This window comes from Lactiplantibacillus daowaiensis (assembly GCF_005405085.1).
Classification (GTDB): Bacteria; Bacillota; Bacilli; order Lactobacillales; family Lactobacillaceae; genus Lactiplantibacillus; species Lactiplantibacillus daowaiensis.
In genome coordinates this window covers 40,665-61,285 of sequence record NZ_BJDJ01000017.1, presented here as the reverse complement: position 1 = coordinate 61,285, position 20,621 = coordinate 40,665, and the positions used below count along the sequence as shown (strand labels likewise).

The window sequence follows — 20,621 nt, the reverse complement described above, 5'->3', positions numbered from 1 at the left end:
CGATTTAAAAAGTGAGAGGAAGATTTAGGATGCAACGAAAGCATAGATGGATCATGTTCGTATTGGGGATTGTCGGGAGTCTTAGTTTATTAGCCGGGTGCCAGCAACAGTCATCAACGGCAACGACTGACACGGCGAAACTACAAGTGGTGACGACAACTAACTTTTATGGAGAGGTTGCGCGGGCAGTCGGGGGCAAACGGGTTCAGGTGACTTCAGTCATCAATAAGCCTTCAGTTGATCCCCATGATTATGAACCAACAGCCAAGGTTGCGGCGACGGTTGCGAAAGCTGATGTCGTCTTGGCAAATGGGATTGGTTACGATGGCTGGATGAGTAAGTTAGTCAAGAATGCCCCGGCAGCGACCTACTTACGGGTAGGCGAAGAGGTGATGCATCAAAAAGCCGGCCACAACGAACATTTGTGGTATAACCCGAAAACGATGCCTAAAGTGGCGCTGGCATTAGCCAAGCAATTTGGCCAGGCACAGCCTAAATATCAGGCTCAGTTTGACGCTAACGCCAAACGCTATATTGCAACTTTAAAGCCGGTTGATCGTGCGATTGCCAGTGTTAAAACAGCGGCTAAGACGACCAAAACTAAGCATGTCTTAGTTAGTGAACCGGTCTTTGACTATGCCTTATCAGCGTTAGGCTTTAAAGTGACGAATGTTAATTTTGAAAATGCGGTGGAAAAGGGGACTGATCCATCGCCAAAAGTGATCAAACAAATGCAAACACAGTTGAAAAATCAGCAAGTGGCCTTCTTTGTCCAAAATAAACAAGTCAGTGATAAGTTAGTCACAAATATGGTCAAATTAGCTAAACAACACCACGTGCCAGTCTTACAGGTCACTGAAACGATGCCGACCGGACAAAACTATCAACAATGGATGGTCAGCCAATATCAAGCACTGGCAAAACTGTTACGTTGATTTTGACTGGTCATTTGAACCGACTAGGTGGACAATAAGTTTATTAACTCAGAGAGCCGGTGGCGAGATGCAAGCCTTAATTGCAATTGATTCTTTTAAAAATTCGATGACTAGTCAACAAGCTAACCAAATCGTGGCTGATCAGTTCGCAACCCATGGAATACCGTCCGAACAAATCGCGATTGCAGATGGTGGCGAAGGGACGGTCGCGGCCTTTTTAGCCAATCAACCGGGTGGCGTGGCACTAACGGTGCCAACGGTAGATTTAGCCCAACGGCCGATCGAAGCGACTTATGGTTATTTTGCTGACCAACGACTCGCGGTGATTGAAGTTGCGGCCGCATCGGGGATTCAGTTCCTGACATCGGGATTAACCCCGAACAATACGAATACGTATGGGACTGGCTTATTGATTAAAGATGCCTTGCAGCGTGGGGCGAAGACGATCATCGTCGGCCTTGGTGGCAGTGGCACGGTTGACGGTGGTACTGGGATTTTACGGGCCCTGGGCTATCAATTTTATGATGCTCAAGATACGTTATTAATGATGACTGGTGCTGACTTGGGTCGTGTGGCCCGCATTGAGACGACGCAAGTGTGTCCTGCACTAGCGACGACCAAGTTTGTGAACGCGTCTGATGTGACGAATCCTTTAACGGGTCAGCAAGGTGCCGCGGCAATTTTCGGTCCGCAAAAGGGCTTAGCGGTGGCAGATGTACCGGCTTATGATATAGCGATGCAACATTATATGACGGTCGCGGCTGGTCAAGTCAGTGTGCAGACTGGTGATGGTGCCGCTGGTGGGATTGGTTTTGCCTTGCGTCATTTTCTAGGTGCACAAGTGCAATCAGGGTTCCAATTGATTGCCCAATTGAGTCAGTTGACGGCTAAAATTGGCACGGTTGATTTGGTGATCTCAGGTGAGGGTCAAGTCGATGACCAAAGCTTTATGGGAAAAGTCCCCATTCAGATTAGTGAACAAGCCCAAGCAGCAGGCAAACCATGTTATTTGCTCGTCGGTAATCAAAAAGGGGCCAATCAGGCGTTTGCGGACCACGGTGTCACCGCAGTGCTACCGATTGTTGATCATGTTTCGACGTTGGCTGAGGCGATGCAAGCTGGACCAGCCAATCTGGCAAAGATGGCTGACCGCTTAGCACGACTCATTGTTGCCAATCAGTAAAAATCGCAGCTCAGTCCGGATGACTGGGCTGTTTTTTATAGCCGCTATGTCATACATAGTTGACACGACAGATGCTAATTAGGTAAGGCGAAGTTATGTTTTAGTATTATGACGTTGATTTTTAGGCTGGTCACTTTAAAACCAGTCCGTAAAAAAACATCTCAATCATCCAACCAAACGTTGGGTCATTGAGATGTTTTTATTTTGGCATATAGCGGCTTAAAAAGGCCGTGACGTGTTTTTCGTAAGCGGCGGGATTAAGCCAAAAGCTTTCAGCATGCGTGGCATCAGGCACCTGCCACATCATTTTGGGGCCGTTAGCCGCCCGATAGTTCTTCTTTAACATCCAACTAGGAACGTAAACATCTTTTTCACCATGGATAAAGAAAATCGGCAGTTTATTATGACGTAATTGTTCTACGGAACTGACGTCACTTAAAAAGTAACCCATGCGGTGGCGATTGATAAAACTTACAATTGGGACGAATGGGAACTTAGGCAAGTGGAACTGGCGTTTTAATAAGTAGGCCAATTCTTCTTCAATACTCGTATAACCACAGTCCGCAATAATCGTTTTGACTTGGCTAGGTAAATCTTCACCACTCATCATTTCCACCGTTGCGCCACCCATACTAACACCAAACAGCACGATTTCTGAATTAGCACCATTTTTGTGAATGACTTGATCGATCCATTCTAAGTAGTCGCGGCGATCTTGCCAGCCGAAACTAATGTATTTACCAGCGCTTTTACCATGGCCACGGTCGTCGGGTAACAAAACGTTGTACCCCATGTTGTGAAACATGTAAGCATAATTGGCCATGGTTTCACCGTCACCTTTGTAACCGTGTGAGACAATAACGGTTTTGTGACTCGTTGTTTTTGCGGGGACATATTGGGCGACTAAATGATTGGCAGCATCATCACGATTAAGTTGCCATTTCTGGACCGGTTGGCGATGCAACCAGTTGACATAAGCCCAATAAGCATCTGCATACTTTTGTTTATCGGCCGAAGTTTCTGGCACGTAATCGACCCGTTTGAAAGCAAAGTTATATAACTTTTCACTCGCGACTAAAGTGGCTGTAAATAAAGCCACGGGGGTCGCTAAGGCAGCTAGCAGCCCTTTTTTCTTCATCCAATATCAACTCCTTATGCACTAGTTATCATACGCTTGCTGGTTTTGGCTTGGCAAGTTCGAGGGTTCTACTCAGACTAGCTAGGTGACTGTACGGGAAGTTCGTTGGACGGTTTAATTGGGTTGTTTGGTATAACGAGTCGAAACGTGTTTGCTCGGACTGTCAGCTCCGCTTGCTACGCTAGGCCAACCACTCGGAAGTTCACCGAGTAATCGGCTTAGCTAGGCAATGCTCACTGACAACCCGTCCTCGCGCACACGCTGATACAAAAAAACCATCGCTTTACGCGACGGCAAAAGGAGTAGTTCGTTTCGTTAGGTTGGAGTGCCCAACGAGACTATTTTTCATTAACTTTGGAGGAGTAAATGAAAAAAGAGTTGATAGTCGAGTGACAAATTCAACTACCATGTTTCTAGTATACCGGGTTTGGTGGGGAATGTTAAAGCATTCTGATTGAAGTTATCATAATTGTAAGAAAATGAGGACACCTGTTGTTAGTTGGGTATCCTTGCGTTCTAGTTTGCGTGACAGGCTAGATTGCGCGTCGAAACGTGTTTACTCGGACTGCCAGTTCCGCTTGCTACGCTAAGCCAATCATTCGGAAATTCGCCGAGTAATCGGCTAGTTCGTTCTATATAACGTGTCGAAACGTGTTTGCTCGGGCAACTTCTTCCGCTTAGCTACGCTAGTCAACCACTCGGAAAATCACCGAGTAATTGCCTAGCTAGGCTAATGCTCAGAAGTTCCCGCCCTCGCGCACACTCTTAAATACAAAAACCACCGTATCGGGGAATACGGTGGAAAAAGGAGTAGGGTAGGCCTGCGATGGGGAGTCGCAGGTCACTATGAATTTCATTACTTTGGAGGAGTAAATGAAAAATTTTAGGTTGTGTATAGCTAGCATTGAGCTTTTCCTCAATTGCCATGATGTAATCATACCCAGGTCGTGTGAAGAATATGTGAACGAACCGGTGCGATGTCATGAAGAAACCCCTAAGCATTTGTTAAGGCCTTAATCGTTGTCGCGACGCCCCCCGAAGAGCAAGATTAGCCGTAGTAATTGTAAGAAGGTGGATAGCGCTGCGGCCACATAGGTTAAGGCTGCGGCGGTTAGTACTTTACGCACCATTGGGACTTCGTCGCGAGTTAAAACTTGTCCGTCCGATAAAATCTGCAAAGCCCGTCGTGACGCATTAAATTCGACCGGTAAGGTGACTAACTGAAAGAGTAACGCTAATGAGAAAAGCGCAATGCCGACGTTGATCAACGTGGTATTGTAACTGAGCAAAACGCCAACAATGATAATGGGCAAAGATAGCGTTGAGCCTAAGTTTGCTGCCGGAACTAGTGCCGTACGTAAGCGCATTGGCCAGTAGTTGACGTGATCTTGAACCGCATGGCCACATTCATGGGCGGCCACGCCAATTGCCGCTACGGAGGTCGAGTTAGCGGTTGATTGTGACAAGCTTAATACTTTGGTTTGACCATTGTAATTATCAGTCAAATCCCCGCTAATTGCCTGAACGCCGACATCGTTGATCCCGGATTGCGTCAAGATGAATCGAGCAGCATCAGTCCCAGTCGTATTGGATTGGCTGCGATAAGCATCATATTTCCGGAAGGTACTATTAACATAGCTGGAAGCCGCCATTGAGATGACTAAGCCAATGATGACTAAGAAATAAGTTGGGTCGAAATAGAACACATGAATTCCTCCTTAACTAGTTGCATCGTTAAGGCGTATTCTAGCAAATATCACAGTCAAACGCTACGTTAATGACGACAAAAAGTGGTCAGCGTTTAACTGACCACTTAGTCATGATGACTTTAGTAGACTTGAATCCCACTCTTATAAACTGCTTTGTCAGGTTGCTGTACGGCTTTAACGTCAACTAATGGATTTTGCTTTAAGACTAAGAAGTCGGCGTAATGCCCTGGGACTAAACTCCCATACTCATCATCAATTTGGAGTAATGCCGCTGAATTTTGACTCGTATGCAGTGCTTCATAAGGCGTGGCCCCGTTTTCGACCATTAATTGGAACTCGACTGGTGTCATTGAAAAATCATTTAGCGGCGTCCCAGCATCAGTTCCCAGCGTGATTTTAACGCCGCGATGCCAAGCGTGCATCACGTTTTTACAAATGTCATCCCAAGCGTCTGTGGATTTTTTAACTTCCCAGTCTGGCATTTTGCCAGGCCCAAATGTTGGAATGGTCCAGGCGGCCACAAAGGTTGGGGTTAAATAAGTGCCTTGTTTTAACATCATATCGATTTCTTCATCGTTGACATAACAGCCGTGTTCGATGGAATCAACACCGGCTTTCAAGGCGTTGTAAATCCCAGGGTTCCCTTCAGCGTGGGCTGCGACAATATGGGCTTTATGATGGGTCTCGGCAACGGCAACTTGCATTTCTTCAATCGTCAGTTGCGGATCATCCATAAAGTCGCCCGGTGTCATCACGCCGCCGGTTGCCATTAATTTAACTGCTTTGACCCCATCACGCAAGGCGGTTCGCACGGCTTTGCGCATTTCGTCAGGTGAGTCCACAAGTTTACCAAAGTTTGGTAAATCACCATGGCCACCAGTGATTGAAAATGGTTGACCAGATGGCAAGATGTTGGGTACTTTTGGCAATTTGCCTTCAGCGCGGAGTTTTTCAAGCGTGACGTCGATGTTAAACGTACAGCCACATTCGCGAATATATGTGACGCCAGATTTGAGTAAGTCGTGTAGGCTGTTGACGGCACGCACGGTCGCCGTAACTTCATCGACGCCGGTATCGCCACTACCGACCGCAGGGTTCATCGTAATGTGGGTATGGGCATTGATCATGCCAGGCATGACATATTGGCCAGCTAAATCAACCGTATGCTCACTAGCTGGTGCTGCACCTGTCCCACGCGCAGTTAGTTTTCCAGTGTCGTCCACGGTAAACCAAGCATGTGGTTGTACCATCGTTTTCTCCCCATCAAACAATTGGCAATTCGTAAAAGTTGTTGTCATAAAAAGTCACTCCCCAATCATTAAAATAGTGTCAGCTTACGGCGTAGGGCTGATTTTGGTCAACGGTTTGCGTATAATCGCACGCTTTGATTCAGTATCTTTGTGTTTTAAGTGACTGCTTGATTAACTAACAATCTTAGGGAAAGTTGTATTGGCACAACAAAAAACCACCGTAGTGGGGAATACGATGGGAAAAAGCTTAGCTAAGTTAATAATGTGTAGGACATGTTAGCGGTTTTTGCAACTACTATTCTAAATACTGAGTAAAAGTCTTTAGTTTGTTTACAATCTCAGTGGCTAAAAACTGTGGTTCAAGTGGGATTTCCTTATCTAGATGATAAAAGTAGACATTCCAAAGACCACCGATACTAAACAAATCGATAACTAATTCTGTGCTGAAATCTTGATGCCAAGCTAAGTCGCCTTTAGGTAGAGCCGATACAATATACTCACGTTGTAGGTTTAGTGTATACATAAGTAATTGGTTCCGCTTCAAGAGCTGCATTCTGTCGTATTCGTTATTCCAGAAAGTGAAAAAACTAATGAGTACTTCTTTGTAGGTCACACAATGGTCTTTTTTAACTTGCTGAAAGTAGGCGAATACGGTTTGTTTAAGATAACAATTAAGTACGGCGGTTTTATTAGAAAAATGGCGATAAAAAGTTTTACGAGATACACCGGCAGCTGCAGAAATCTCAGCGATGGTTAGGTCAGAAAAAGGTTCGGTCGCAAGTTTTAAAAAAAGCGCCGCGATAATTTTATTTTGTGAAGCTAATGCTCTAGTATTCATACGAAGCTCCTTAGCTAATGAAGATTAAGGTAACAAAGTGTAGTAATTTGTATCGTTGAAGTTGAATTAATGCATTTTGAATTTTGGACATCTTATACTTTAAACATCAAAAGAGGAGGTAATAGACATGTTAATGAGCTATTGGATTTTGCCATTACTATTTATGTTACATGATTTTGAAGAAGTCATATTTGTACCAATCTGGAAGCGCCAAAAAGCTGATTTGATGAAAAAATTACGTAAACCATTTTTCGGCACAGTTACAAATGGCAGTGCTTTTGATGTTGGTGTTTTTGTATTCTTTAGTTTGATGATCATCATCTCGGCAATCTGCTTTGTCACACATAATCAAGCATTATACGTAGCCACTGTTTCGGTTTTTGGTATTCATTTCTTATTGCATCTTAAAATGTGTTTACAAGTTCATCAGTATGTGCCAGGAATTATCACAGCTTTAATCGAGACACCGCTAGTGATTTGGATTATTGGTAAGTATTTTGGGTTAGGCCAAATAGCTTTACTGAACTTTGTCATATATCTCATCATACTTTACTCAATTATTTTCTCAACCATGTATATGATGCATTGGAAGGTAATGGGAAAAGTACAACAGAAATTAGAACAGCCAACACTATTTAAAAAATAAAGTAAAAAAGGCCGCCACCTGGCGGCCTTTTTATAACTAATACCAAATTTATTGTTATTGTAACGCTAAATCGGTAAGAAGTTCCAACTATGGGATATGTTTTGTCTGATGAGATGGCGCTTAAACATGTTTGCTCGGACTGTTAGTCATACTGCTTCCCATCCGCGCGCTAGCATAAAAAAACCACCGTATCGGGGAATACGGTGGAAAAGGGGAAGTAATTTTGAAAAAGTTAGGTTATGCACACATAGATTCATTACTTGGGGGAGTGAATGAATTTGTTTTAAGTTAGGGTGGTCAGTTAGGAAACGGGGAATTTCTTAATTGACTATGGACATAGTATAGCGGGAGATCATGAAGAAAATATGATACCGCGAGGCTAAAACCGTGATTTTGCCGGGAATAAATTGGTCAGGGGGTTGGGACCGCTTAGGCCAATTATGCGCTAAATAATTGCTCTGGAGATGACTTAGCTGGTGTTATATGACGAGTCGAAACGTGTTTGCTCGGGCAACGTCTTCCGCTTAGCTACGCTAGTCAACCACTCGGAAAATTCACCGAGTAATTGACTAGCTAGGCTAATGCTCAGAAGTTCCCGCCCTCGCGCGCACTCTAATACAAAAAACCACCGTATCGGGGAATACGGTGGAAAAGGGAAGTAATTTTGAAAAAGTTAGGGTATACACACAGATTCATTACTTGGGGGAGTGAATGAATTTTTTAGTTAGGGTGGTCAGTTAGGAAACGGGGAATTTCTTAATTGACTATGGACATAGTATAACGGCCGGTCATGAAGAAAATATGACGGGATGGGGCTAAAACCTTGATTTTGACTTGAATAAATCACGTTATGCATCAGTGGGCATTTTGATATGTTTCAATAGATCAATGCACTTGGCTTGATGGGCATTTGGTAAGAAAGACTTCCGCACAGCTAGTTGCATGTAACAGTCGATAGCTTGGCTAGGTTTTAACGGCACTTGGATCACATTGGGACTCAATGAGACGGAATCACTAATGACAAAGCCGACCCCCAAGTTACGAGCTACTAATTTTTCAACCAATTGATTTGAATGTGCTTCATAAATAATATTAGGTCGCACATTACTTTGATGACAATACCGTTCTAACGCAGTTCGTGGGAGTGAATGCGGCATACGGGCAATGATTGGGAATTGTTGTAAATCTTCAGCGCGAATCATGGTTAAATGACTCAATGGATGCTGCACATTAACGAGCATGCAGAGGGGATGGGTCTCCAATTGGAAGACTTGCAGGTCTTCAGACTGCATGGGTTGTAACGATGAAAAAATCGCAGCGTCTAATTTATGATTACGTAGGCGTTCTAAGAGTTCGACTGAGATAGCGACTTCCGTTGTCACGTCAGCCAATAATCGTTGGTGTGCGAAAGCTTCAACCACTTTTGGAAGCCAAATCCCACCAGCAACGTGTGAAAAGCCTAAGCGCACTTGTTGTTCATCAGCGTGTCGGACCTCAAGCTCGACTTGGGCAAAGGTTTTTAATAATTGCCGGGCTTTGATATACAAGACTTGTCCCGCAGCCGTGGTCACTAGGCGTGCACGATGATTGGGTTGGGTTAATAGTGGTGTTTGATATTTTGTTTCAAGTCGCTTTAGTGCCGCTGAAATCGCGGGTTGCGTGACCTGAAATTGCTTAGCCGTTGCCGTATAGTTACCCGTTTCGACTAAGCTACAAAAATAATTTAAATCACGTTCGTTCATAAAAAAAGCCTCCTCACCCAAACTAACGTTAAGTATAACGTAAATTAGTTTGGCTAAGGCGGCTTTTAGTTACCAGAGGCCGATGACTTTAGTCCAAAGTAGTCCACCACCGAGCCAGATGATGTTGAAGGTTACCCCAACAATGGCACTGAGCTTCCACCAATCTTTATTGGACACATAACCGGTACCTGAAAGTAAGGCGGCTGGGCCAGCGGAATAAGGGGTCGTTGATAAGTAGATCGAACCACAAAAGGCAAGCATTAATGCCGCTAGCGTATGTGGTACGCCCGCACCGATAGCAACGGAGAGAAAGCCAGCGTACAGGGCTGAAATTTGGGTTGAAACACTTGGAAACATGTAATGTAAATAGAAGTAAGCTAAAAATAAAATAATTAAAACTAAGACCCAATTCATCCCATGGAGCATGCTACCTAAAGTCTTTGAGAACCAAGGGAAAAAGCCTAAGATCATCAACTTTTGGGACATTAGCATAATGACAGATAACCAAACCAAAATGTTCCAAGCGAAGCTTTCATGGAGCATGTCTTTGGTCGTTAAAACGCCGGTGATCAGTAAGATAACGACGGCGATAAAGCTAACTTCGGTCGCATCGATACCGATTTTTGCACCGACTAGCCATAAGATGATCGCCAAGATGAAAGTTGTTAACATGATTTTTTCACTGATCGTCATTTTGCCGATTTCGTTTAGGCGTTTGTCAGCCCAAGTACGCGCGTTCGGCGTTTCTTTGACTTCGGGTGGATAAATCTTGTATAGCAAGAAGGGAATAATCAATAAGGATAAAATGCCAGGGACACTCGCAGCGGCAAACCATTGGAGCCAAGAAATCGTGATACCTTGTGTTTTGGCCAAACCTAAGGCCACCATGTTACCTGCTAGACCGGTTAAGAATAGGCCGGAAGTAATGTTGTTGACTTCATATTCGTTAAAAATCAAGAAGGAACCTAACTTTCGTTGGGTGCCTTTCTTTGGATCAGATCCCATTTCACGTGCTAAGTTGTCGATGATTGGATACATAATGCCGTTTACCCGGGCATTGTTACTAGGAATCCCAATGGCTAAGACGGTATCAACTGCGGATAGCGCATAAGCCAGTCCTAACGTCCGTTTGCCAAATAATTTGACGAAAAGATAGGCGATGCGTTTACCTAGGCCAGATTTGATGAAGCCGGCGGCCATGAACATGCACATTGCCACCATCCAAGCAGTAGAATTCCCAAAGCCGGCAGTGACTTCATCCATGGTAAAGATGCCGGTTAGAGTCGCAATGGTGATGCCGATTAAAGTTGTGGCCATCATCGGCAGTGGTTTTGTAATGCAAGCCACGATAGTTGCGACGAAAATCGCGAATAAATGCCAAGCGGCGGTGTTGATATCGGTTGGCTTAAGTGGGGTGAGTAACCACAGGCCAATACCAAAAATTAACGGCAAGATGAACGCTTTCCAATTAATTTTATTAATCATAAGCTGTACTCCTCTATAAAATATCGTCATAATTGCATGGTGCGATCATGATGATGCCATCATGATCTTGATAAAAGATTCACATGATTTGATAAGCCACCCTGGCTTTCTGAATCTTCATCGGTATCATAACTTTAATTTTTAAGTTGTCAATTCATAATTTAAGGTGATGGGATTAATTAAGGGGCAGATTTAGCTGAACATACTGATGAATAAAGGATTTCATCACAACTAAATTGGCATGATTAGTGATGAGAATTGTGCAATTCGACTTTCTAAAGTCAGAAATCATAGTTTAATCATCAATATTATTTATAAAAAGCAAACTATTTTTTAGCTAAGGAAAGCGCTTTTATGATTTGATAACCGGATTTTAATGCTGTAAAAGCACTAGTTTTATCGATTGTGACAACGTTTTGCGGACTTTGTTAAAAAAATACGTTGCCTTTTCAGTAAAAGTCGTTATATTGACCCTGTAAACAACCACCCGGGCTTTTGCAAGTTATTACTGAGAAAAGGACTGTTGAATAATGAAGTTAGTCGCAATCGTCGGCACGAATGCCGAAAAATCATATAACCGTGAATTATTACAATACATGCAACATCACTTTAGTCAAAACGTCACGATGACGGTCGCTGAAATTGACCAGGTGCCGTTGTTTAAAGAACCTAAACCTGATGCGTCATTGCCGGATTCGGTGCAAGGCCTCGTGGTCCAAATTGAAAACGCTGATGGGGTCATTATTGGGGTACCAGAATATGATCACGCGGTGCCAGCGGCATTAAAGAGCGTGATTGAATGGTTATCTTATAGTGTGCATCCATTAACGGATAAGCCCGTCATGATTGTCGGGACTTCGCTCGGAATTCAAGGCACGTCACGGGCGCAAGATGAACTGCGGCAAATCTTAAATGCGCCTGGCGTTGGGGCCATCGTGCTGCCAGGTAATGAATTTATGTTGAGCTTTGCACCTAAAGCTTTTGATGGGCAAGGTGATTTGGTAGATCGCCATACGATCAGCTTTCTAGAGAGTTGTTTTCAACATTTCATCAAATTGATTAAGACGCAACAAGGGACTGCTAGGGTAGCGGTAAAGTGGCAAGGTCACTACGATGTCATCGTCTTAGGATTTGGTGGTGCTGGTGCAACGGCTGCTCGGTTTGCCGCTGATCAAGGGGCCAAAGTGTTGATTGTTGAAGCGGCGCCATTTGGACGTGAAGGTGGGAATACCCGTTATTCAGCGCAACACGTCGTTATGGGTGAAAACTTGGCAGATTTAACTGACTACTATCATGCTTTAAACGCCCCATTCGTTACGCCCGAAAAGACCTTACAAGCTTACTTAACCGGGATGAGTCAGATTCCAGCTTATTTTGAGACCTACTTGGGCATCAAAGCGGTTAGTTGGAAACATGATATTAAGCCTGGCGATGCGGTCGCAGTTAAAAAGACGATGGCTGAATATCCAGAATTAAAGGGGAGCCAGACGGTTGATTTTGCATTAGTGCATAAACGTGATAAAGATGCCGGGTTATGGAAGGTCTTACGGCAACAAGTGATGTCCCGGACAGATCAGATCGATATTTGGCTCGATTCACGCGCCAAACAGCTGATTCAAGAACCAAATACGGGGATTATTCGTGGTGTGCAAATTGAACGACAGGGTCAATTATTGAATGTACATGCTAAAAACGGGGTCGTCATGGCGATGGGTGGTTTTGAAAACAATCCTGAGTTGGTTCAAACCTACTTGCATAGTCGCCGGTTAACGCCACTAGGCACCTTATTTAACCGTGGTGATGGGGTCAAGATGGCCCAAGCGGTGGGTGCCAAAATGTGGCATATGACCAACTATGAATCACATGGCATCTTACCAGGGATTACGTTCAAAGAAGCGGCTGATGAACGTGGTCGTCAGATTGAGCAATGGCCGTTGTTGAAGCAAGGTAGTATTCTAGTGACCGCCGATGACGGGACCCGCTACTTCCCAGAAGATGCGCCGCATCGGCATGGGCATATCAAGACGCATGGGTCATGGTTGATCCCGATGATGAACCAACACCCATACTTAGTCTTTGACCAAGCCCAATACAATGATTTCAAACAGCAATTAGCTGACAAAGGTCGGTTGCCTTATCCTAAGTTTATGGCGAAACTTATTTCAGCCCCATCATTAGCGGAATTGGCCACTAAGATGGGTGTGCCCGCGGCAAACTTAACAGCCACGGTGGCACGGTTCAATCAGTTCAAGCAATTAGGGACTGATTATGAATTTGGTCGCCATCCGGAGAGCATGCGTTGCTTTGATGATGGCCCATACTATGCGATTGCGACGGCTAATGACGTGCTAAATACGCAAGGTGGTCCACAACGTAATGAAAATGCCCAAATCCTAGATACTCATGACCAACCAATTCCGCATCTGTTTGGTGCGGGTGAATTAGGTGGCATCGTCGCGAACTGCTATCAAGGTGGTGGCAATTTAGCGGAATGCTTGATCTTTGGTAAATTAGCGGGTGAACATGCCGCGGCGACTAAAGCCGATGCCGATGAGGTGACCGCTGATGACGTCAATGGTATCAACGATATTGTGGACGCCGAAAATGCGGCTAAAGTCACGCTAGCCGCAGATCAGTATTTAGGCAGTTCTAATAGTGGTCTGGGTGGTAAAATCACAGTTCGCGTAACGTATCGTCATCAACGGATTGAAAATGTTGAAGTTGTCCAACATCATGAAAGTGAAGATGTCGGGTTAGTTGCTGTTGATCAAGTGCCTAAAGAGATTATTGCGGCGAATTCAACCGATGTTGATGCCGTTTCCGGCGCATCAGCTTCGAGCCGGGCAATCAAAGAAGCGGTTCAGGATGCCTTGCAACAAGTTCAGCGCGATTAAGGCATATCAGTAAAATAAAGCTTCCAGTCAGTTATTGGCTGGAAGCTTTATTTAGGTCAAAAAAACCACCGTATCGGGGAATACGGTGGAAAAGGGAAGTTATTATTTAAAAGTTAGGTTATGCACACACATAGATTCATTACTTGGGGGAGTGAATGAATTTTAAGTTAGGATAGTCAGGTTAGGAAACGGGGGATTTCTTAATTGACTATGGACATAGTATAGCGGCTGGTCGTGAAGAAAATATGACGTGATGGCGCTAAAAACATGTTTTTGTTGGGAATTAATTAGCTGACGAGTCGCAAGTCTGGGCGTTCCATTTAGTCTAGATCGTTCTATGTTGCGAGTCGAAACGTGTTCGGCAAGCCTGGGGGTTCCGCTTAGCTACGCTAGGTAACCGCACCGGAAAATCACCGGTACAATTCCCTAGCTAGGCTAATGCTCACCCCCAACCCGGCTTACCTCACACTCTAATATCAAAAAACCACCGTATCGGGGAATACGGTGGAAAAGGGAAGTAATTATCAAAAAAGTTAGGGTATACACACATAGATTCATTACTTGGGGGAGTGAATGAATTTTTTAAGTTAGGGTGGTCAGTTAGGAAACGGGGAATTTCTTAATTGATTATGAACATAGTATAACGGCGTTCATTGAAGAAAGTATGACGCTGGCAAGCTAAAAAAGTGATGGTAACTTGAAAAAATCATTTTTCTAAACTTTATAACTAAATCGTGGTCAAACTTTAGTTTTGTTAGTTGCTGAACGTTGTGATATCAAGCCTTTAACCAGCAAGGGTTGTTGGAGATGCTATAATTACTGGCAAAACCATTCGAAAGTGTGACCTAACATGACAATCAAAATCGTAGCGGACTCGTCGGTGCAACTAACGCCGGCTGAAATTGAACAATATGATATTCATATCGTGCCCTTATTAGTGGGCTTTGACGGCAATCTTGTCGCCGATACCTCGTTATCACGGGCGGACTTTGACCAACAAATGGCCGCTAACGCAACGTTACCGACCACGAGTCAACCACCAATCGGTGATTTTGTGACGTTATACAATGAGCTGACCGCTGATGGTAGTGAAGTCTTGTCATTACACTTGACTGAAACCTTGAGTGGGACGGTCAATGCGGCCCGGCAAGCCGCCGAACTGGCACAAGGGAAAGTAACCGTGGTTGACACCCAGTCGGCCGATCGTGGGATGGCGTTTCAAGTGCTAACGGCAGCGCGGATGGCCCATGCCGGTGCTGAACTAGCGCCAATCTTGGCTAAAATCGCCACGATTCGGCAACAGACCCATATTTATTTGTTCGTCGATACGTTGGACAACTTAGTAAAAGGTGGCCGGATACCTAAAATTGCGGGCTTAGTGACTAACTTGATTAAGCTTAAATTTGTGTTTGAATTGGTTGATGGCAAGCTCAAATTATATACGCGTGGACGCGGTAAGAAGGCCTTATTGAAGGCGCAAGCCCAGATTTTAGCGGAACTGGAAGATGCGACCCGCGTTGAAGCAGCTGGGATCTCGTATGTCGGCGATGAGTCGGTTGCGGCAGAACCGCAAGCGCTAGTTGAGAAAGTGGTCCCGCAGGCGGAACTATTAGTGGAACGGACTTGTCCGATTATTGCCACGCATACTGGAATTGGGGCCTATGCGTTGATGTTTTATGAAGCGGGCTAGGATTAAAACTAATTGTTACTATTAATTTATTCTTTCATATGATATACTGATTAAAGTAGAAAAAAGAGTCGTGTTGGCGCACTGCTCGAGCCTAACCACCATGTAGATGATGACTAGACCCGAACGGGGCGCCATTTTTTGTTACTTAGCTCCCACAAAAGAAAGTAGGAACTTCTGTGAATTACCTTCTCAATAATCCGTTCTTTGGCATCGGTCTATCCGTGCTAGTCTATGGGATTGGCGAGTATTTGTATCACAAAACGAATCGATTTGTATTATTCCAACCGTTATTTTTTGGAATGCTGCTCGGGATTGGTTTATTGGTATTAATTGCCTCCGCCCTGCAAGCGCCGGTGCAAAAAGTCTATCAAGCGTATCAAGTTGGTGGCGACTGGCTGTTTTGGTTTGTTGCCCCCGCAACGGTATCATTTGCAGTGCCACTATATAAGCGAAATGATATTTTCAAAAAGCATTGGGATGTCATTTTAATTGCGCTATTTCTAGGGTTACTATTCTCACTTTTCGGTATTTATGCCATTTCACAACTGATGGGGTTAACCGATGCTGCGTTAGGTGCGATGTTGGTGCAAGCAGCTACGACTGCGATCGCGTTACCAGTTGCCGAAGCCGTTGGTGGTGATCAAGCGATTGCCGCGTTTGCCGTCATTTTAAATTCTGTTTTGATTTATGCACTAGGCGATCATTTTATTCGCTGGTTCAAGTTGCATAAGAATCCGCTTGGTGCTGGGTTAGGTTTTGGTATTGCTGGGAATGCGGTTGGTGCAACGAAGGCGATTGAAGTGAGCGAAGCCGCTGGTGCGACCGGTGCGATTGCATTTGTGGTTGCCGGAATCTTAGTGAACTTTATGGTGCCAGGCTTTGCACAGTTAGTTGGGTTAGGAGGTTAAGGATGCCGAAAAAATTTAAAGGTAAATTTATTAAGCAGATTATGATTTATGGCTTGATTTTGTTAGCCAGTAGTTTGATTTCTGAATTGATTAATCAACTTTGGCCGGGATTCCCGATGCCACCGGCTTTAATTGGGATGATCATGCTGTACTTGTTGTTGACGTTTAAAATCGTCAAATTGGAACAAGTTGAAGGTGTCAGTAACTTCTTTGTTCAAATCATTAGTTTGATTTTTATTCCATCTGGGATTGCCTTAGTAACCAAGTTAGATGTGTTGAAAAATGAAGGCTTACAAATCGTATTAGTCGTGATTGTCTCAACTTTGATGTTATTACTCTTTACAGCCGGGATTGCATGGTTGTTAGTGCAAGTCAAAGAATGGGTGATCGAACGGCGAAATAATCGACAAGCCGAACTAGAAGAAGATTAATCATGTGGATTAAGTCCGGGTGGTGGGCCATTTACCGTAGGGTAGATTGTACACCAGTCGGATTTAGTTTTTTTAGGATTGTGGCTGCGTGATTTGGGGGTGTTTTGCTGGGGCTATGTTGCGCGCCGAAACGTGTTCGGCAAGCCAGAGACTTCCGCTTAGCTACGCTAAACAATCACTCGGAAAGATCACCGAGTCATTGTCTAGCTAGGCTAATGCTCAGTCTCAACCCGGCTTACCTCACACTCTGCAACAAAAAAGCCACTACATCAGGGGATGCAGTGGTCAAGGAGTAGGAAACATCAAAGTGGGGGCTTTGATGAACCCCATTCATAAGACTTGGGGGAGTCTATGAATGAAAGTGATCATTAGCCGACGTTATGGCAGCAACGACGCTAACAATCTAAAAACTATAGAATATTAAGGATTGATAGGCGGTTATTCACTTTCTATCAATCTGCGACTATTATAATTGCAAACGCTACCGGCTGCAACTAATTGCGCTGATGGATTAGTTAAAATTAATCCGTGGTTGAAAGTCAGCTGCAAATAGGCCCATGTTATATAGGTCTTCTCGATGCCCGTCACGCTTGACGGCACGCTTATTGGTACCTTCAAATTCGAAGCCACTATTCTGATAAACAGCGATGGCACTTTGGTTTGTTGCGATGACGTCCAAACAGACTTTATATAAATTCAATTCGTTGAAACCATAATTTAACATCAAGTTTAACGCTTCGGTCCCAAAGCCTTGACCGCGATCTTCAGCATCACCAATTGCGATGGCTAATTGACCAAGCTGATTACGCCAGTCGATATTGTAAATTGTGACAAACCCCAATAACCGATCGTCATCATTGGTACGGATATGAAAGTAAAATTCGGTATCCCGGTTGATGTTTCGGTAAGTCTGTTCAAGCTCTTCGCCGGACAGCGGTCGTGCTGGATCAGTGTCCAAGTTACGGATAAAAGTCCCATCAGTGAACCAGTCACTAATTTCATCAAAATCTTCGGGGCGGGGCACTGCTAACGTTACCCGTGGTCCCATTAAAATGTTTTTCAAAATAATCCCTCATTTACTTGCTAGTGTCCCTATCATAGCGCATGGCGACCTAAAGTACTACTCTAGCAATATTTACATTTATTTTACATGATAGTTGGTCGAAACTTTACGTCAACTTTGTATGCTAGCGGTAGCCATTTGGTGAATATTAGAGTAGAGAAGTGATTGAGCGTGCAACGATTGCATATTATTCAAATTTCTGATCCCCACCTAACGCCGCACGGTGATGTCCCAGCGCATCAGCAAGGTACTGATCCATGGGAAAAGCTAACGGCGATTATTCAAGATATTCGAACTTTACCTTATCAACCAGATTTGATCGTTTTTACCGGTGATTTGCTACACGGTGGGGCGGCCGATGACTATGAACGCCTACATGCTGTCATTCATATGATGAAAGCTGAATTTGACTGTCATGTTCGCGTACTGTTAGGCAACCATGATAATCGCGAGGCGTTTTATGCGGGGTATTTGCCAGCTGATCCGGGGCCGTATTATGCGAGCCGGATGCGTATCGGGAATAATGATTTTTATTTTTTAGATTCCAAAGTTACTGGTTTTGAAGCTGGCTGGGTTTCACCCGCACAATTACAATGGCTCGGTAAGCACTTGCGACAAGCCCCAACAAAACGTGCCTTTATCTTTTTACATCATCCATTAGATGGTCCGACCATGCAAAATATGCATTATGCGATTTTACAAAATACCCCCGCGCTATTGTCGGTTTTAAGAGGTCATAATATTGGTGGCGTCTTTGCTTGGCACGTGCACTTTGCAACGAGTTACTTAATCGGTGATAATATTTTGAACGTGGTGGCTGGTTCGGCGGCTTACGAAATTAACTGTACTGATCCCCAACTCCATGAGATTCGTGAGGGGAGTAGCTATCAAATTATTACAGTTGATCGTGGGCAAGTCGGTGTCACGATTCGCCAGCTATTACAACGACCAGAAGTGATTGATGCCTTACAAATCCCATCAACGAAGTTTTTGACTAAGCGGCCACCATTGGTTTAAAAGACGTGATAGCGTTTGCATGGCGAACGGCGTATAATGATGGCAAACTCGATGAGGAGGCGATGACAATGTCATCACGTTGGCAAGCTCATGCACAACGTCATCAACTTTCACGGCACGTGCGGCAACGCATAGCGCCCTTTGCGGCTTTTGAATTTGCAGCGACAAGTATCGTGATCGCAGATATTATCCGGGCTAAATCAGTTCGTCGTGGTCATAAGATTGGTTGGTTCTTGCTTGCATTTGTGCAACCAATTGGGCCATGGCTGTACTTCGCATTTGGTCAGAGTCGTGATTAATGATTTATGAGAAAAGTAAAGCGTCGACCAATTAAAACGGTCGACGCTTTTGTGTTAGCTACGGTTCAGAATGGGTTAAGTTTAACCGCTTCAAGTCAGCCGTTTGCGTGACACCCAAAAGTTTTTGACAGTCAGGACACAAACCGTAGACTTCCATATTATGACTCGTGACCAAGTAACCAGAGAGCTCAGCCGCTTTAGTTTCAACACTACTTAAATCTGGTTCAAAGACATCGGTAATCTTACCACAGTTGTCACAGACGACATGATAGTGTGGCCGGCCGAAAAAGTCGTAATGGGTACCAGCATCACCATTTTGAAGTTCAATAACGATGCCCAAATCAACGAATAATTTTAAAGTGTTATAAACAGTCGCCAAACTCAAGTTTGGTAGCTGGGTGTCAAGATCTTGATAGATCGTTTCGACAGATGGATGATTATGATGGGTGACCAAGTATGTCAAGATAATCTGACGTTGGGGGGTCACCCGAATCTTGTGGTCTTTTAATTGTTGGATCGCTTGATTTAGCATATCGATTGCCACGATACGGTCCCTCCTTTGTTAAGATTCACCCTTATTAAACCACACTTTTTAGAAGGATTCCAATTTAGAAACGTTAGCCGGTTGAACTTTTTACTAAACTTAATAATGACTTTGCCAGAAACCCTTGTCAGTTCAATTGTCGTCGCCTAGACTAAGCTTAGCTAAATCGGGAATCGGAGGTGAGGGTGATGACCCAAATTGTGCCAGCTTTACCAATCGCACGGGTTCGCTATGAACGGTGGTATCAACTAGGTTTGTCGGCAGTCTTAGCGGCCAGTACAGCGCTAACCGCCGATCATGTAGCGTCGTTGACGAGTTGTTTTCCACGATTTACTGTTTTTTGCACCGTGCAACATGGTGACCAACAGGCTGCGGCCATTAAGCAAGCAGCTGCGACTTTAGCGGTGGTCCCCAATGAAGTGGATATTAGTCAGCAACAAATTGCCCTGACATTTGGTCTGAATTGGTTGCAAGCCGGACGTCCGGTCTGGCAGCCATCGGCCGGTGCTATTTTTCGACTGTATGATGGTTTATTAACGAACTTATTAAAGTCAGCGTTTCAACCAGTGACCAAGATTATGGTGACAATTACTGACTTGGCACAAGTCACCACCGCACCGACGACGAGTCCGATTCGCATCTGGCCCAACTTTAAGCAGTATGGGGTCAATTTGGCAGCTGGTGGCTTGATGAGTGTGGTGCAGGCGCCCGCTTTACAGTGGCAGACCGGGCAAAATGGGACGATGGTTGCGCAAGGTTATGCTGATGATGAAGAAGAGGAATTGCTAGATCAACCCGCATGCACGCAACTTAAAAAAGCCATCATTATTCCGTTTCCTAAATAAACCG

The 20,621-nt window shown here is 44.4% G+C and carries 18 protein-coding genes; 10 read left to right on the top strand and 8 right to left on the bottom strand.

Going from position 1 to position 20,621, the window contains the following annotated elements; genetic code table 11:
• Positions 1-29 precede the first annotated feature (29 nt).
• Together FFM75_RS10510 and FFM75_RS10505 are read left to right on the top strand one after the other, a co-directional pair.
• Positions 30-935: a metal ABC transporter solute-binding protein, Zn/Mn family gene (locus FFM75_RS10510; RefSeq protein WP_137629132.1), complete on the top strand. Its 906-nt coding sequence runs from the start codon at positions 30-32 to the stop codon at positions 933-935.
• A 67-nt stretch (positions 936-1,002) separates the two neighbouring features.
• Positions 1,003-2,118: a glycerate kinase gene (locus FFM75_RS10505; RefSeq protein ID WP_137629131.1), complete on the top strand. Its 1,116-nt coding sequence runs from the start codon at positions 1,003-1,005 to the stop codon at positions 2,116-2,118.
• A gap of 199 nt (positions 2,119-2,317) precedes the next feature.
• Here FFM75_RS10505 and FFM75_RS10500 read toward each other — a convergent pair whose 3' ends face one another.
• The 4 genes from FFM75_RS10500 to FFM75_RS10485 form a co-directional block, all read right to left on the bottom strand.
• Positions 2,318-3,256, bottom strand: a complete 939-nt coding sequence (locus FFM75_RS10500) for an alpha/beta hydrolase (protein WP_137629130.1) — start codon at positions 3,254-3,256, stop codon at positions 2,318-2,320.
• A 1,013-nt stretch (positions 3,257-4,269) separates the two neighbouring features.
• Positions 4,270-4,968: a zinc metallopeptidase gene (locus FFM75_RS10495; RefSeq protein ID WP_171001486.1), complete on the bottom strand. Its 699-nt coding sequence runs from the start codon at positions 4,966-4,968 to the stop codon at positions 4,270-4,272.
• A gap of 116 nt (positions 4,969-5,084) precedes the next feature.
• Positions 5,085-6,263, bottom strand: coding sequence for a metal-dependent hydrolase family protein (locus tag FFM75_RS10490; protein ID WP_137629128.1), 1,179 nt, complete (start codon positions 6,261-6,263; stop codon positions 5,085-5,087).
• 247 nt (positions 6,264-6,510) lie between these two features.
• Positions 6,511-7,053 (bottom strand): TetR/AcrR family transcriptional regulator, encoded by a 543-nt coding sequence (locus tag FFM75_RS10485; RefSeq protein WP_137629127.1) that lies wholly within the window; start codon positions 7,051-7,053, stop codon positions 6,511-6,513.
• A 127-nt stretch (positions 7,054-7,180) separates the two neighbouring features.
• Here FFM75_RS10485 and FFM75_RS10480 point away from each other — a divergent pair, with 127 nt between their 5' ends.
• Entirely contained in the window at positions 7,181-7,699 is a 519-nt protein-coding gene (locus FFM75_RS10480; RefSeq protein ID WP_137629126.1) for an HXXEE domain-containing protein, read from the top strand.
• 848 nt (positions 7,700-8,547) lie between these two features.
• On the opposite strand, the gene FFM75_RS10475 is transcribed toward FFM75_RS10480, so the two are convergent.
• On the bottom strand, positions 8,548-9,441 hold the full coding sequence (locus FFM75_RS10475; protein ID WP_137629125.1) for a LysR family transcriptional regulator: 894 nt from the start codon (positions 9,439-9,441) through the stop codon (positions 8,548-8,550).
• Positions 9,442-9,510: 69 nt separating this feature from the next.
• On the bottom strand, positions 9,511-10,926 hold the full coding sequence (locus tag FFM75_RS10470) for a DASS family sodium-coupled anion symporter (protein WP_137629124.1): 1,416 nt from the start codon (positions 10,924-10,926) through the stop codon (positions 9,511-9,513).
• Between the two features lie 530 nt (positions 10,927-11,456).
• On the opposite strand from FFM75_RS10470, the gene FFM75_RS10465 reads away from it, so the two are divergent.
• The 4 genes from FFM75_RS10465 (at position 11,457) to FFM75_RS10450 (ending at position 16,849) form a co-directional block, all read left to right on the top strand.
• Entirely contained in the window at positions 11,457-13,820 is a 2,364-nt protein-coding gene (locus FFM75_RS10465; RefSeq protein ID WP_137629123.1) for an FAD-binding protein, read from the top strand.
• A gap of 850 nt (positions 13,821-14,670) precedes the next feature.
• Positions 14,671-15,510, top strand: a complete 840-nt coding sequence (locus FFM75_RS10460) for a DegV family protein (RefSeq protein WP_137629122.1) — start codon at positions 14,671-14,673, stop codon at positions 15,508-15,510.
• Positions 15,511-15,686: 176 nt separating this feature from the next.
• Positions 15,687-16,418: an LrgB family protein gene (locus tag FFM75_RS10455; RefSeq protein ID WP_137629121.1), complete on the top strand. Its 732-nt coding sequence runs from the start codon at positions 15,687-15,689 to the stop codon at positions 16,416-16,418.
• 2 nt (positions 16,419-16,420) lie between these two features.
• Positions 16,421-16,849: a CidA/LrgA family protein gene (locus tag FFM75_RS10450; RefSeq protein WP_137629120.1), complete on the top strand. Its 429-nt coding sequence runs from the start codon at positions 16,421-16,423 to the stop codon at positions 16,847-16,849.
• Positions 16,850-17,360: 511 nt separating this feature from the next.
• Here FFM75_RS10450 and FFM75_RS10445 read toward each other — a convergent pair.
• Positions 17,361-17,912 carry a GNAT family N-acetyltransferase gene (locus FFM75_RS10445; RefSeq protein ID WP_137629119.1) on the bottom strand — a complete coding sequence of 184 codons (552 nt, stop codon included), beginning with the start codon at positions 17,910-17,912 and terminating at the stop codon, positions 17,361-17,363.
• Between the two features lie 171 nt (positions 17,913-18,083).
• Between FFM75_RS10445 and FFM75_RS10440 the strand changes: the two genes are divergently transcribed.
• Positions 18,084-18,929, top strand: a complete 846-nt coding sequence (locus FFM75_RS10440; protein WP_137629118.1) for a metallophosphoesterase family protein — start codon at positions 18,084-18,086, stop codon at positions 18,927-18,929.
• Positions 18,930-18,997: 68 nt separating this feature from the next.
• Positions 18,998-19,228 (top strand): PLDc N-terminal domain-containing protein, encoded by a 231-nt coding sequence (locus FFM75_RS10435; RefSeq protein WP_137629117.1) that lies wholly within the window; start codon positions 18,998-19,000, stop codon positions 19,226-19,228.
• A 58-nt stretch (positions 19,229-19,286) separates the two neighbouring features.
• On the opposite strand, the gene FFM75_RS10430 is transcribed toward FFM75_RS10435, so the two are convergent.
• Entirely contained in the window at positions 19,287-19,772 is a 486-nt protein-coding gene (locus FFM75_RS10430; protein WP_137629116.1) for a Fur family transcriptional regulator, read from the bottom strand.
• A gap of 188 nt (positions 19,773-19,960) precedes the next feature.
• Here FFM75_RS10430 and FFM75_RS10425 point away from each other — a divergent pair, with 188 nt between their 5' ends.
• Positions 19,961-20,617 carry a hypothetical protein gene (locus tag FFM75_RS10425; protein ID WP_137629115.1) on the top strand — a complete coding sequence of 219 codons (657 nt, stop codon included), beginning with the start codon at positions 19,961-19,963 and terminating at the stop codon, positions 20,615-20,617.
• Positions 20,618-20,621: the final 4 nt, after the last annotated feature.

What these genes read in the sequence shown, in the direction of transcription:
- FFM75_RS10510 (WP_137629132.1), top strand. Translation starts at nt 30, where the DNA reads ATGCAACGAAAGCATAGATGGATCATGTTCGTATTGGGGATTGTCGGG.
- FFM75_RS10505 (WP_137629131.1), top strand. Translation starts at nt 1,003, where the DNA reads ATGCAAGCCTTAATTGCAATTGATTCTTTTAAAAATTCGATGACTAGT.
- FFM75_RS10500 (WP_137629130.1), bottom strand. Translation starts at nt 3,256, where the DNA reads ATGAAGAAAAAAGGGCTGCTAGCTGCCTTAGCGACCCCCGTGGCTTTA.
- FFM75_RS10490 (WP_137629128.1), bottom strand. Translation starts at nt 6,263, where the DNA reads ATGACAACAACTTTTACGAATTGCCAATTGTTTGATGGGGAGAAAACG.
- FFM75_RS10485 (WP_137629127.1), bottom strand. Translation starts at nt 7,053, where the DNA reads ATGAATACTAGAGCATTAGCTTCACAAAATAAAATTATCGCGGCGCTT.
- FFM75_RS10480 (WP_137629126.1), top strand. Translation starts at nt 7,181, where the DNA reads ATGTTAATGAGCTATTGGATTTTGCCATTACTATTTATGTTACATGAT.
- FFM75_RS10475 (WP_137629125.1), bottom strand. Translation starts at nt 9,441, where the DNA reads ATGAACGAACGTGATTTAAATTATTTTTGTAGCTTAGTCGAAACGGGT.
- FFM75_RS10470 (WP_137629124.1), bottom strand. Translation starts at nt 10,926, where the DNA reads ATGATTAATAAAATTAATTGGAAAGCGTTCATCTTGCCGTTAATTTTT.
- FFM75_RS10465 (WP_137629123.1), top strand. Translation starts at nt 11,457, where the DNA reads ATGAAGTTAGTCGCAATCGTCGGCACGAATGCCGAAAAATCATATAAC.
- FFM75_RS10460 (WP_137629122.1), top strand. Translation starts at nt 14,671, where the DNA reads ATGACAATCAAAATCGTAGCGGACTCGTCGGTGCAACTAACGCCGGCT.
- FFM75_RS10450 (WP_137629120.1), top strand. Translation starts at nt 16,421, where the DNA reads ATGCCGAAAAAATTTAAAGGTAAATTTATTAAGCAGATTATGATTTAT.
- FFM75_RS10435 (WP_137629117.1), top strand. Translation starts at nt 18,998, where the DNA reads ATGTCATCACGTTGGCAAGCTCATGCACAACGTCATCAACTTTCACGG.
- FFM75_RS10425 (WP_137629115.1), top strand. Translation starts at nt 19,961, where the DNA reads ATGACCCAAATTGTGCCAGCTTTACCAATCGCACGGGTTCGCTATGAA.